Source organism: Pseudomonas sp. S3_E10 (genome assembly GCF_054667615.1).
On sequence record NZ_CP162743.1, the window covers coordinates 5,722,001 to 5,734,362 of the forward strand.

Sequence of the window (12,362 nt, forward strand, 5' to 3'; positions counted from 1 at the left end):
ATTCGCTCGGGCGTTTTTTTGTCTGCAATAAACCGAATTAACAGGAAATCGCCCGTATGTTGGACGCCAATCTTAAAGCTCAGTTGAAGTCATACCTGGAACGGGTCACCCAGCCGATCGAGATCGTCGCCTCCCTTGATGACGGCGCGAAATCCCAGGAAATGCTCGCTCTTTTACAGGACGTCGTCAGCCTCACCACGCTGATTACCCTGAAAACCGATGGCAATGATGCGCGCAAGCCCTCGTTCTCCATCAACCGCCCGGGTGCCGATATCAGCCTGCGTTTCGCCGGCATCCCCATGGGCCATGAATTCACTTCGCTGGTGCTGGCCCTGCTGCAAGTCGGTGGCCACCCGTCGAAGGCCAGTGTCGAAGTGATCGAACAGATCCGCGCCCTCAAAGGCGAGTTCAGCTTCGAGACTTATTTCTCGCTCTCCTGCCAGAACTGCCCGGACGTGGTCCAGGCGCTGAACCTGATGGCGGTGCTCAACCCGAACATCCGCCACGTTGCCATCGACGGCGCGCTGTTCCAGGCTGAAGTCGATGAACGCCAGATCATGGCGGTGCCCAGCGTGTACCTCAACGGTGTGAACTTTGGCCAGGGCCGCATGGGCCTGGAAGAGATCCTCGCCAAGCTCGATACCAGCGGCATTGAGAAGGCCGCCGAGAAAATCAGTGCCAAAGATGCCTTTGACGTCCTCGTTGTCGGCGGTGGGCCTGCCGGTTCTTCGGCAGCCATTTATGCGGCGCGTAAAGGTATTCGCACCGGTGTTGCCGCCGAGCGTTTTGGCGGCCAGGTGCTGGACACCATGTCCATCGAGAACTTTATCTCGGTACAGGAAACCGAAGGGCCGAAGCTGGCCAGCGCGTTGGAAGCCCATGTGCGTCAATACGACGTGGACATCATGAACCTGCAGCGCGCCAGTGCCTTGATCCCGGCGAAAAACGCGGGTGACCTGCATGAAATTCGTTTCGAAAGCGGCGCGACCCTCAAGTCCAAGACGGTGATCCTGGCCACCGGCGCCCGCTGGCGTGAAATGGGGGTGCCGGGTGAGCAGCAATACAAGGCCAAAGGCGTTTGCTTCTGCCCGCACTGCGACGGGCCGTTGTTCAAAGGCAAGCGCGTGGCGGTGATTGGCGGCGGTAACTCCGGCGTTGAAGCGGCCATCGACCTGGCCGGCATCGTGAGTCACGTGACCCTGCTCGAGTTCGACAACAAGCTGCGCGCCGACGCGGTGTTGCAACGCAAGCTGCACAGCCTGCCGAACGTTGATGTGATCACCAGCGCGCTGACCAGCGAAGTCAAAGGCGATGGCCAGAAAGTTACCGGCCTGGCGTATAAGGATCGCGACAGTGGCGAGTTCAAGACCATCGACCTGGAAGGTATCTTCGTGCAGATCGGTTTGCTGCCCAACACCGATTGGCTCAAGGGCACGGTTGAGCTGACCCCGCGCGGCGAGATCATTGTGGATGCCCGTGGCGAAACGTCACTGCCTGGCGTGTTTGCCGCCGGTGACGTGACGACGGTGCCGTACAAGCAGATCGTGATTGCGGTAGGCGAGGGCGCCAAGGCGTCGCTGAGTGCGTTTGATCACCTGATCCGTACGTCTGCGCCGGCGTAACGCAGGGCCTGAAAATGAAAAACCCCATGAGTGATCATGGGGTTTTTTCGTTACAGCGGCGCGGGTTGAATGATCTCGACCCAATACGCATCGGGGTCCTTGATGAATGCCAGGCTTTTCATGCGGCCATCGCTCAGGCGTTTCTGGAAATCACACCCCAGCGCTTCAAAGCGTTCGCACGCTGCAACGATATCCGGCACCGAGATGCAGATATGGCCAAAGCCACGCGGGTCGGTATTGCCGTTGTGATAAGCGAAGTCGGCATCGTTTTCGGTGCCGTGGTTGTGGGTCAGTTCAAGGATGCCCGGGATCGACTTCATCCACTGGGTGCGCGCGGCGGCGTCGGCAGGGATCTGGGATTTGTCCACCAGGGCCAGGAAGTACAGGCTGAATTCGGCTTCCGGGAAATCGCGCTTTTCAACCAGGGAGAAACCCAGGACGCGGGTATAGAAATCCAGCGACTTGGTGATGTCCTTGACCCGCAGCATGGTGTGGTTGAACACGAAGTTCGACGTGGCGGTGTCAGGTTGGGCGGTGACGCCCGGGAAGGTGTTCAGTTCGTGCAGGCTCATGGGCCCTCCAGAAAAAAATGGGGCAAACGCAGCTCCTGGTGAGAGGAGCGTTCCCTTGGCTTGCGGCTGGCATCTGTGCAGCGCAGCCATGATACGCAAGGCTCGCCTGCCGCGCCAAATGAAAAAGCTGACGCAGGCCTTGCGACCGATGGGCGCAGGGGCTCACACTTTGGTGCTTGGTTCTAGGGTGTTTTTCGCATGTTCGACGTTCGTAAACGGCTATTGAGCGCTGGGTGTTTGCTGTTGGCCAGTTCTGTTGTGTTGGCGGCCGATCCGGAAATTCATTGGCCCAGCGGCTGGCAAGCCGAAGAAGTGATTGCCGATGGCGAGGTACCGGCAAAACCGCAACCGGTCTCCCGGCAGCGTGCGATCAAGAATGATGAAAACGGCAACACGTTGATGGTCATGGAGTTAACGGGCACGCCGGTCGAAAGTGGGCATAAAGTTAATCTTCAGGGCGTTTTGCTGGAAATGCGTAAGTCCATCCAGAAAGGGTTTGCCCAAGGTGGCTACCAAAGCGTGTGCACCAAAATGCACGCTGCAACATTGAGCCGTCTTGAAGCGCTGGAAACTACTTGCGTGATTACCGAGAACGGCCGGCACGTATTGTCACAAACATTGGTGGCGGCGGTTGATACCGATAAGGCGTATGTTTTTTCATACGCTGGCCAAGCGCAAGCATACGAGGCGAGCAAGGATGAAGTCAGTTCAGTGCGCGACAGTCTCAAACTTTAAGCACGTTCGGCCGATTGCCATGGAACAAAATGAAATGTTATTTAAGTTCAGGTTCGAACGCGTGAATAAAAAAAGCCCCGCTTAAGCGGGGCTTTTTTATTAGAGCAATGCGATCAACCGCGAAGCCAGGAATCTACCGTCTCGGCGCCGTATTGTTCTTTCCAGGCCTTGAGGCCACGGTGGTTGCCACCCTTGGTTTCGATCAGCTCGCCAGTGTGCGGGTTCTGGTAGACCTTGACCACGCGCGCGCGACGCTGTTTGGGAGCCGCGGCGGCACTGGACTTGCCCGGGTTTGGATCAAGGATCAGGATGATGTCACGCAGGCCTTTGCCGTAGGTTTTCATCAATGCCTGAAGCTTTTCTTCGAATTCGATCTCTTTCTTCAAGCCTGCGTCGTTCTTCAGGGATTCCAGCTGGGCAAGCTGCTCTTGAAGGGCTTTTTCTGCTGCGCGAAATTCGGCGAGTCTGGACAAAATCTGTACTCCAATAGTGTAGTTGGCTGATATCAACTGCAGACAAAGCTATAAGCCAAGCGCTTTAAACGACTCAAAAAATACGTCGTCCTGCGAGCTCTGCACAGGCAGGAAAAATTGTAGTAGTTAATCCGCTACGAGTAAATCACGTCTTTTGTCTCAACTAAGAATATTTCAACGCGCTGAGTGTATGGCTATTCAATGACTGATCAAGGTTTGAATGAATTCATCACCGGGTAACGGTCTGCCAAACAGGTAACCCTGCAGGAAATCCACACCGTGCGCCGCCAGGTATTCACACTGCTCGGCTGTTTCGACGCCCTCTGCAACGATGCCCAGGTCGAGCTTGCTGGACAACTCTATGATGCTGTCGAGGATATGACTTGATAGTACATCTGCGCCGATCATGGCGACAAAACTCTGGTCTATCTTCAAATAATCCACATTGAAATTACGCAAGTAAGCCAGGCTGGAGTGCCCGGTGCCAAAGTCATCGAGGGCGATCATCACGCCCAGTTGATGCAGGGCATCGAACAGCTGTCGCGTGATAGCGGTGGGTTCGATCAGCTCGCGCTCGGTCAACTCCAGCACCAGCGTCACCTGGCCTGCCGGGAAAGCGGCCAGAAATTCGCGACAGTCATCCACCAACTCCAGGTCAAGGCAATGGCGTGCGGTGATATTCACCCCAATATGGAAGCCCGGGCTGATACGCGCCGCATAGGGCGCCAGTTGCGCAGCGGTCTGACGCAGCAGGGCGCGGGTCATCGGCACGATCAGGCCGCAATGTTCGGCCAAAGGAATAAACAGGTCTGGGCGCACCAAACCTTCCTTGGGGTGGCGCCAGCGCATCAACACTTCACAACCCGCCCATTCGCGCGTGTCGCCGCGCACCACCGGCTGAAAGTAAGGGACGAACTCATTCGCTTCCAGCGCTCGTTGCAATTCATGGGTGGGCGTCGAAGAGCGCTTTTGCAGCCCACGCACAAGCACACCGGCCAGAACGCCAAAAAACACCACTAGGCTGAACGACGCCGGGTAACGCTCGCGCATATAGCGCCACACTTCACCGGCGGGCATGCCGGCGTCGACACTGTACGGATAGCGCGCGGACGCCAGGTGTTGATGAGCCACGGCAAAGCCAGGCACCGGCACGTCATGCACCTTGCCGTCGGCACCGAGCCAGTGCGGGCCCACCTGCAGGGTCAGGTCCGCGTAACGGCTGATCAAGCGCAGGGCGTTGGTCAGGTGGTAGCCGTCGATAGAGGCAAAGGCGGCTTTGTCGCCGTCAACCAGTCGATGCACCAGGAGCGCGGTATCCGGCGTAACCGGGTTGCCCGTCATCAACCATAACGCGCCGTCGACATAGTCAGCCGGGTTGACGCTGGACTCATGGTCGCCGCCGAACAGTGAGCTGCAATAGATGTTCTTTTGCCAGGACAACGTGGTTGCACGCACAAACGGTCGCCGCGTGACCTGCTCGCGCAGCGCCAGTTGGGCCGCGTCATCGCAGGGTTGGCCCGCCAGGGGCAGCAAGGCCTGGGCGGCGAGGGCGGTGTTATCAAGCATCAGGTCAAACTGGCGCACGGCTTCCTGGGCGGTGCGGACGGTACTCTGTTGCAGCGAGCGTTCGGCTTGCCAATGCAAAATGACGATGCCCAGCGCAATCGGCAGCAAGCCACCCAGCATGGTCATGAAGGTGCGAGTGGCGCGGTTTCGCGGGCCGTTGGCGGTCAGGGGCATGGGCAGAACGGCCTGTAGCAGCAATCGGGATGCGCTGATGATAGATGGCTCGCCGCCAATAAGCTCGCAGTCCAGGGCGGTGGGGTCATAGCGCCAGGCTCTGGGCGATACGGATAAACGCCAGGGTCGCCGGGGAAGACTGGCGCCGGTCCAGCACGGCCAGGCCGACCTTGCGCGGCACGGCGGGCAACAATGGCCGCTGTACATAACGCGGGTCTGGCGTGGCGGGCAAGGACGCCTGCGCCACCAGGCTCACGGCATCGCCCCGGCTCACTGTCTCCAAGGTGCTCAGTAATTGGGAGCAGCGGTAACGCACATTGGGCACTAAGCGAGCGTCACTGAACAGCCGCGTCACCAGTTCCGACGAGCCTGCCTCCGTCAGCGCAAAGGGGGCGCCGCACAAGTCCTTGAGCGTTACCTGCTCACGGTCGGCCAACGGATGATCGGTGGGCAGCAGCGCGACCATCTGGTCTTCGAACAATGGGTAGGTATCCAAGCGCTCCTGTTCGAGCACGACGAAGCCGATATCGACTCTGCGCTCGTCCAGCCAGTGGATGACTTGTCGGTCCGGCCCTTCGTCCACGTGTACTTCGATACCGGGATGCGCCTGGCGGAATCGACTGAGAATCCTCGGCAGCAAATAGGTGGAAGAGGTCGGCCCAAACGATCCAATGCGCAAGGTCCCGCGCTTCATGCCCCGGGCATCGGCGGCTTCCTGCTGCAGCGTGTTGGCGAGGCCGAGCATGGCACGGGCGCGACCGAGTAATTGCTGGCCGATATCGCTGGTTTCTACCAGGGTTTGATGGCGCCGAAACAGCGCCACGCCCAGTTCCTGCTCCAGCGCCTTGATGGCGTGGGACACCGCCGATTGGCTGATGCCCAGCCGGTGCGCCGCGCTGGTGAAACCTTGCAGCTCGGCCACCAGGGAGAATATTTCCAGTTGCGTGAGGGTCATGAGTAAATGCTCATTTTACGATGATGGCTTATTAGCTGAAGAATACGCCCATTCTCCTGTTCTTCGAGCCCACTTCATGCGCGCCACCTCTGATCGCCTCACTTACTGCAAACTCGCCGCCGTCACCATGATTTGGGGCGGCACCTTTGTCGCCGGGCGATACCTGGCGAATCAGGTCGACCCGCTATTGGCCGCCAGCCTGCGTTTTCTCCTGGCGAGCCTGGCCTTGTTACTGTTCATGGGCGTGGCCCGCATTCCCCTGGTTCGTCCAAGCCTTCAGCAATTGGCGCTGTTGGCGGTGCTGGGGTTCTTTGGGATTTTTTTCTACAACCTGTGCTTCTTCTATGGGTTGCACTACATCAATGCGTCGCGGGCGTCGTTGATCGTGGCGTTGAACCCGGCCGTGATTGGGCTGGCCTCCTGGCTGCTGTTCAAAGAGCGCTCGGGGCGCAGTAAAGTCATGGGCATCGCGCTGTGCCTGGGCGGTGCCGCCACGGTGATTGTCAGCCGCAACCCGCAACTGATGCAGGTCGCCCCCCAGAGTTGGCTCGGGGATCTGCTGATCTTCGGCTGTGTGTTGGCTTGGGGCGTTTATTCGTTGTTTTCCCGCGGGTTGAACGCCACCCTGGGCCCGTTGCAGACCGTCACCTGGTCAGTGCTGCTGGGCACGTTGATGCTGACCGCCACAACCGCACTGAGCGGCGGTATCACGCTTGAAGCGGTTGCCCGTATCGACCTGCCACAACTGCTGAGTCTGGTGTATCTGGGCGTATTGGGTTCGGCGCTGGCCTATATCGGCTACTACGACGGTCTCCGGCGTATCGGCGCGACACGCTCCGGCGTATTTATCGCACTCAACCCGCTGACCGCCGTCATCTGCGGCGCGTTGCTGCTGGGCGAGCAATTGACCGTCCCCATGTTGCTGGGCGGGGCAGTCATTCTGCTGGGCATCTACCTGTGCAACAAACCCCTTGCACGGGCGCGGGTAATGGGGATTTGATAAGAGTACGGACAAACCCTGTTACGCTGTGTAGAATCGATTTACGCATACAAGAATATGGACTTGCGCTCACGCAAGCCTCGGCCGTCAGAGACTGATGACACCATGAAGCGACACGGTTCCCCCCTCATCTTTGGTGACTTCCTCGCCCGCAGCGTGCGAGGCCTGTCCTGCGCGCCACCTGTTCGCCTCATCCTTGCTGGCAATTGACATCCGTTAATCACAAGAATGAGGCGCCGAAATGGCCGACCAATACGAAAACCCAATGGGCCTGATGGGCTTTGAATTCATCGAGTTCGCATCGCCAACCCCGGGCACCTTGGAGCCGATCTTCGAGATCATGGGCTTCAGCAAAGTCGCGACCCACCGTTCCAAAAACGTGCACCTGTACCGCCAGGGCGAGATCAACCTGATCCTCAACAACGAGCCCAACAGCATCGCTTCGTACTTTGCCGCTGAGCATGGCCCATCGGTGTGCGGCATGGCGTTCCGCGTCAAGGACTCGCAGCACGCCTATAACCGTGCCCTGGAACTGGGCGCCCAGCCGATCCACATCGAAACCGGCCCGATGGAGCTGAACCTGCCGGCGATCAAAGGCATCGGCGGCGCGCCGTTGTACCTGATCGACCGTTTTGGCGAAGGCAGCTCGATCTATGACATCGACTTCGTGTTCCTCGACGGCGTGGACCGCAACCCGCAAGGCGCCGGCCTGAAGGTCATCGACCACCTGACCCACAACGTCTATCGCGGGCGCATGGCTTATTGGGCCAACTTCTACGAGAAACTGTTCAACTTCCGTGAAGCGCGTTACTTCGATATCAAGGGCGAGTACACCGGCCTGACGTCCAAGGCCATGAGCGCGCCGGACGGCAGAATCCGTATCCCGCTGAACGAAGAGTCGTCCAAGGGCGCCGGGCAGATCGAAGAGTTCCTGATGCAGTTCAACGGTGAAGGCATCCAGCACGTGGCATTCCTCACCGACGACCTGATCAAGACCTGGGACGCGCTGAAGAAGATCGGCATGCGCTTCATGACCGCGCCGCCGGACACCTACTATGAAATGCTCGAAGGCCGCCTGCCGAACCATGGCGAGCCGGTGGATCAATTGCAGGCGCGTGGCATCCTGCTGGATGGCTCGTCCATCGAAGGTGATAAGCGTCTGTTGCTGCAAATCTTCTCGGAAACCTTGATGGGCCCGGTGTTTTTCGAGTTCATCCAGCGCAAGGGCGATGATGGGTTTGGCGAAGGCAACTTCAAAGCGTTGTTCGAGTCCATCGAGCGGGACCAGGTACGTCGCGGCGTCTTGACCGCCGAGTAAGTGCAAAAAGCCCGGCCGAGGGCAACCTCGGCCGGGCTTTCTATTGCCAGGGCATCAGGCCCGCTGCTGGCGCACCAAGTGCTTGAACCCTTCGAACACCAGTACCATCACGGCGACCCAGATCGAAATATAGGTCAGCCATTGCCCCGGCTTGACCCCTTCACCCAGCAACAGGGCCACTACCAGCAGCAACACCGGTTCGACGTAACTGAGCAGCCCGAACAGGCTGAACGCCAACAAACGGCTGGCGATGATATAGCTGACCAAGGCCGAGGCACTGATCAGGCCCAGCAAGGGGATCAACGCATACAGCTTGGGGTGCGCATCCATCACCGCAAAGCCTTGTTCGCCGCTTTGCACAAACCACCAGGCCACCGGCAGCATCAACGCCATATCCAGCCACAGCCCGCCAAGGTGATCGGTCTTGAGGTATTTGCGCAGGATGAAATACAGCGGGTAGCCGATGATCACCACCAGCGTCGCCCAGGAAAAACCGCCGGCCTGGTACAGCTCGTTAAGCACCCCGAGGGCAGCGCAAAACACAGCGATTTTTTGCAGGTAGGACAGCTGTTCGCCCCATACCAGACGCCCGGTCAACACCATGGTCAGCGGCAGCAGGAAGTAACCCACCGACACATCCAGGCTGCGCCCGTTCAGCGGCGCCCACATGAACAGCCACAACTGCACGCCAAGCAGCGCCGAAGACAGCACTACCCCGGCAATCCATCGAGGCTTGGCCACCAGTACGTAGAGCAACTCGCGCACCCGCCGCCATTCGCCGCTGACGATCATGAACACCGTCATGCACGGCACGGTCAGCAACATGCGCCAGCCGAAAATCTCCAGGCCGCTCAACGGCGTGAGAAGCGACGTGAAGTAATACATGACGGCAAACAACACCGAGGCCGATACCGATAACACAACACCTTTAGACACGCTGCCCTCGCGAAAGCCGATTGGAAATAAACAGGGAGAATCGAGAGCGGATTATGGTGCTTTCAGCGGCAAAGGGTGCGCTGTTTTGGGGCGGGAGACGGAAAATGACCAAAAAAGGTCGGTTTACCCAGATCGAATGTGGGGGCTGTCGACCCCCACATATTTCCAGTACGCCCGAGAGGCTGGCTAGGCGTACGCCGCCCGGCCCGAGACAAAGTGGCTCACATCATTGAACCCCGGCGTGGACGAATGCCCCGGCGTGACCAACGAATCGATAAACGCTTCATCCTGCGCCGTAATCTTCACGCCCAGCGCCCCCGTGTAGGCGTCCCACTGCGCCTCGGTGCGCGGCCCGACGATCGCCGAACTCACCGCCGCGTTGTTCAGTACCCAGGCGATCGCGAATTCCACAACCCCCACGCCGCGCGCTTGGGCGTACTCCTGAATCTGCTGGGCAATGCGCAACGACTCCACACGCCATTCGGTTTCAAGGATGCGTTTGTCCTGGCGCGCGGCGCGGCTGCCCGCTTGCGGGGTCACATCCGGCGCATATTTGCCGCTGAGCACGCCCCGGGCCAGCGGGCTATAGGGCACCACCCCCAGGCCATACGCCGCCGCAGCGGTGATCTGTTCCACCTCGGCCTGGCGATTGACGATGTTGTACAGCGGCTGGCTGATCACCGGTTTATCCACGCCCAGGCGCTCGGCCACGCGGATGACCTCGGCGATGCGCCAGCCGCGATAGTTGGACAGGCCCCAATAGCGGATCTTGCCCTGGCGAATCAGGTCGCCGATGGCCGATACAGTGACCTCCAGCGGCGTGGCGTGGTCTTCGCGATGCAGGTAATAGATGTCCAGGTAGTCGGTGTCGAGCCGGGTCAGGCTGGCTTCAATGGCATTGAAAATGCGCTTGCGGCTCAAACCGCTGCGGTTGGGTAAGCCGTCGGGCGGGCCGAAGCCGACTTTGGACGCCACCACCCAATCCTGGCGCTGGCGGGCAATGGCTTCGCCGACCAGTTCTTCGGAGCGGCCGCCGGTGTATACGTCGGCCGTGTCGATAAAATTGATGCCTTGGTCCCAGGCCTTGTCGATGATGCGCAGCGAGTCCTCGGTGTTGGTCTGTTCGCCAAACATCATGGTGCCCAGGGTCAGGGCGCTGACCTTCAACCCGGACTGGCCCAATGTGCGGTAAATCATGCAAAGCTCCTCAAGTCTGGGAAACGTGAGCGTCATGCAATACCAGACTCAAAGGCTCTGGAACAAGCCCCGTGCGCATTTCTTCACGTGCGCAGCAACGCCTGGCAGCGCACTTGTAGAAATCGGTGCAGCACTTTTACCCGCTCCGACACTTGCAGGCGGTGCGGGCACATCAGGTTGAATGGTGTGGGTTCGCCTTGCCAGTCCGGCAGCAGTTGCACCAGGCGGCCGGCCTTGAGGTCCCGGGCGATATCCAGGTTGGCCTTATACGCAATACCGTGGCCGGCCAAGGCCCAGCGCCGCACGATTTCACCGTCATCGCTCAAGTAGTCGCCGGTCACTTCAACTTCCTGCAGGTCGTCGCCCTGGCGAAAGAACCAGGTGCTGCTGGCCCGGCCCTGGCGCATGTAGCGCAGCGTATTGTGCTGCGCCAACTGCTCCGGCGTGGTGGGTGTGCCATGGCGCGCGAGGTAATCGGGGCTGGCGCAGGCTATGCGCCGGTGGCCCGGCACCACCGGCAGCGCCACCAGGCTCGAGTCCCTCGGCACGCCGAAGCGCAGGGCGATGTCGACGGTGTCGCGGAACAGGTCGGCATTGCTGTCGTTAAGCAGCAGTTGCAGGCGGATATTCGGGTGTTCCAGCTTGAACTCGTCCAGCCAGCCAAGCACTACGTTGCGCCCGAAATCCGACGGTGCAGCCAATTGCAGCAGGCCGGTCAGCCCTTGGCTCTGCTGCTTGAGCGCCTGCTCGCCTTCGGCCAGCGCCGCCAGGGCCTCGCGCACGCTGTCGAGGTAGCGCTTGCCTTCTTCGGTCAGGCGCATGCTGCGGGTGGAACGCGCGAGCAGGCGAATGCCCAGGCGGGTCTCCAGGCGTTTGAGCGCAATGCTGGCCGCCGCTGGGGTCAAACCCAGGCCGCGGGCGGCGGCGGACAGGCTGCCGGTGTCGGCCGTGCGCACAAAGACTTCAAGGTCGAGGATCGAGCTCATTTATAAAAATCCTTTAAAGATCCTGTCGTTTTACCGGGATTTTTCGGCGATTGCCAAGCTGGGAAGATGAACGCTCACTTTCGACCCCAAGGACCTTTCCCATGACATCCCCCCTCAACGGCAAAACCGTGATTGTGATCGGCGGCAGCAGCGGTATTGGCGCGGCGGTGGCCGAGGCGGCCATGGTGCGTGGCGCACACGTGATACTGGCCGGGCGGCGCTTGTCGTCCACTACCGACGATGGCGTACGCAGCGAACCGGTGGACGTCACCGACCCGGCATCCCTGCAACGGTTGTTCGAACGCGTGGGGCATTTTGATCATCTGGTGTATACGTCTGGCCCTTCGGTACGCGCCAACCCCTTGAGCGAGACAGACTTGGAGCAGGCCCAGGACAATTTCAATGTGAAACTCTGGGGCGGATTGCGCGCTATTCAACGGGCGCTGCCCTTTCTGGATGAGCGCGGCAGCATCAGCCTGACCTCCGGGCAACTGGGGCGTAAATTAGTGCCGGGCCAGTTTATAAAGGTCGGCATCAATGCCGCGACCGAGGCACTGGGCAAACAGTTGGCCAAGGAACTCGCACCGCGTCGGGTCAATGTGATCAGCCCGGGGGTCATTGATACGCCGGCGTACGCGGGGTTGGCCGAGGAATCGCGCCTGGCGATGTTTGCCAAGGCCGGTAACGCATTGCCGGTTGGCCGGGTAGGCCAGGCGGAAGAAGTGGCGGCGGGCTATGTGCTGGCCATGGAAAACGGTTACATGACCGGCGCCGTAATCGACATTGACGGCGGTGGCTTGCTGTAACACCGCCTCCAAGGTGGGAGGG

12 protein-coding genes are annotated in these 12,362 nt (G+C 59.8%); 5 read left to right on the top strand and 7 right to left on the bottom strand.

Annotated features, from left to right (window positions below):
• Nucleotides 1-56 precede the first annotated feature (56 nt).
• A complete protein-coding gene (ahpF, locus tag AB4N98_RS26265) occupies nt 57-1,622 on the top strand; it encodes an alkyl hydroperoxide reductase subunit F (protein WP_068931860.1) in 1,566 nt (521 codons plus the stop codon).
• Nucleotides 1,623-1,672: 50 nt separating this feature from the next.
• On the opposite strand, the gene gloA is transcribed toward ahpF, so the two are convergent.
• Nucleotides 1,673-2,194 carry a lactoylglutathione lyase gene (gloA, locus tag AB4N98_RS26270; protein ID WP_017528076.1) on the bottom strand — a complete coding sequence of 174 codons (522 nt, stop codon included), beginning with the start codon at nt 2,192-2,194 and terminating at the stop codon, nt 1,673-1,675.
• 198 nt (nt 2,195-2,392) lie between these two features.
• On the opposite strand from gloA, the gene AB4N98_RS26275 reads away from it, so the two are divergent.
• Nucleotides 2,393-2,929: a DUF4946 domain-containing protein gene (locus AB4N98_RS26275; RefSeq protein ID WP_017528075.1), complete on the top strand. Its 537-nt coding sequence runs from the start codon at nt 2,393-2,395 to the stop codon at nt 2,927-2,929.
• Between the two features lie 113 nt (nt 2,930-3,042).
• Here AB4N98_RS26275 and AB4N98_RS26280 read toward each other — a convergent pair whose 3' ends face one another.
• The 3 genes from AB4N98_RS26280 to AB4N98_RS26290 form a co-directional block, all read right to left on the bottom strand.
• A complete protein-coding gene (locus AB4N98_RS26280) occupies nt 3,043-3,402 on the bottom strand; it encodes a histone-like nucleoid-structuring protein, MvaT/MvaU family (RefSeq protein ID WP_017528074.1) in 360 nt (119 codons plus the stop codon).
• A 198-nt stretch (nt 3,403-3,600) separates the two neighbouring features.
• On the bottom strand, nt 3,601-5,142 hold the full coding sequence (locus AB4N98_RS26285) for an EAL domain-containing protein (protein ID WP_068931859.1): 1,542 nt from the start codon (nt 5,140-5,142) through the stop codon (nt 3,601-3,603).
• Between the two features lie 85 nt (nt 5,143-5,227).
• Entirely contained in the window at nt 5,228-6,097 is an 870-nt protein-coding gene (locus AB4N98_RS26290; protein WP_065879051.1) for a LysR family transcriptional regulator, read from the bottom strand.
• A gap of 76 nt (nt 6,098-6,173) precedes the next feature.
• Between AB4N98_RS26290 and AB4N98_RS26295 the strand changes: the two genes are divergently transcribed.
• Together AB4N98_RS26295 and hppD are read left to right on the top strand one after the other, a co-directional pair.
• Nucleotides 6,174-7,097 carry a DMT family transporter gene (locus tag AB4N98_RS26295; protein ID WP_065879052.1) on the top strand — a complete coding sequence of 308 codons (924 nt, stop codon included), beginning with the start codon at nt 6,174-6,176 and terminating at the stop codon, nt 7,095-7,097.
• Nucleotides 7,098-7,338: 241 nt separating this feature from the next.
• Complete coding sequence (hppD, locus tag AB4N98_RS26300) at nt 7,339-8,415, top strand: 4-hydroxyphenylpyruvate dioxygenase (protein ID WP_017528070.1); 1,077 nt, start codon at nt 7,339-7,341, stop codon at nt 8,413-8,415.
• A 54-nt stretch (nt 8,416-8,469) separates the two neighbouring features.
• Here hppD and rarD read toward each other — a convergent pair whose 3' ends face one another.
• The 3 genes from rarD to AB4N98_RS26315 all read right to left on the bottom strand — a co-directional run bounded on the left by rarD (nt 8,470) and on the right by AB4N98_RS26315 (nt 11,534).
• A complete protein-coding gene (gene rarD / locus AB4N98_RS26305) occupies nt 8,470-9,351 on the bottom strand; it encodes an EamA family transporter RarD (protein WP_017528069.1) in 882 nt (293 codons plus the stop codon).
• A 186-nt stretch (nt 9,352-9,537) separates the two neighbouring features.
• A complete protein-coding gene (locus AB4N98_RS26310) occupies nt 9,538-10,548 on the bottom strand; it encodes an aldo/keto reductase (RefSeq protein ID WP_065879053.1) in 1,011 nt (336 codons plus the stop codon).
• Between the two features lie 83 nt (nt 10,549-10,631).
• A complete protein-coding gene (locus AB4N98_RS26315; protein ID WP_135196671.1) occupies nt 10,632-11,534 on the bottom strand; it encodes a LysR family transcriptional regulator in 903 nt (300 codons plus the stop codon).
• A gap of 101 nt (nt 11,535-11,635) precedes the next feature.
• Here AB4N98_RS26315 and AB4N98_RS26320 point away from each other — a divergent pair, with 101 nt between their 5' ends.
• Nucleotides 11,636-12,340, top strand: coding sequence for an SDR family oxidoreductase (locus tag AB4N98_RS26320; protein WP_460149060.1), 705 nt, complete (start codon nt 11,636-11,638; stop codon nt 12,338-12,340).
• Nucleotides 12,341-12,362 lie beyond the last annotated feature (22 nt).

Excerpts from the sequence above, each read along its gene's own strand:
- AB4N98_RS26315 (WP_135196671.1), bottom strand. The coding sequence starts at position 11,534 with ATGAGCTCGATCCTCGACCTTGAAGTCTTTGTGCGCACGGCCGACACC.
- AB4N98_RS26285 (WP_068931859.1), bottom strand. The coding sequence starts at position 5,142 with ATGCCCCTGACCGCCAACGGCCCGCGAAACCGCGCCACTCGCACCTTC.
- AB4N98_RS26320 (WP_460149060.1), top strand. The coding sequence starts at position 11,636 with ATGACATCCCCCCTCAACGGCAAAACCGTGATTGTGATCGGCGGCAGC.
- AB4N98_RS26295 (WP_065879052.1), top strand. The coding sequence starts at position 6,174 with ATGCGCGCCACCTCTGATCGCCTCACTTACTGCAAACTCGCCGCCGTC.
- AB4N98_RS26275 (WP_017528075.1), top strand. The coding sequence starts at position 2,393 with ATGTTCGACGTTCGTAAACGGCTATTGAGCGCTGGGTGTTTGCTGTTG.
- AB4N98_RS26310 (WP_065879053.1), bottom strand. The coding sequence starts at position 10,548 with ATGATTTACCGCACATTGGGCCAGTCCGGGTTGAAGGTCAGCGCCCTG.
- ahpF (WP_068931860.1), top strand. The coding sequence starts at position 57 with ATGTTGGACGCCAATCTTAAAGCTCAGTTGAAGTCATACCTGGAACGG.
- hppD (WP_017528070.1), top strand. The coding sequence starts at position 7,339 with ATGGCCGACCAATACGAAAACCCAATGGGCCTGATGGGCTTTGAATTC.
- AB4N98_RS26290 (WP_065879051.1), bottom strand. The coding sequence starts at position 6,097 with ATGACCCTCACGCAACTGGAAATATTCTCCCTGGTGGCCGAGCTGCAA.
- gloA (WP_017528076.1), bottom strand. The coding sequence starts at position 2,194 with ATGAGCCTGCACGAACTGAACACCTTCCCGGGCGTCACCGCCCAACCT.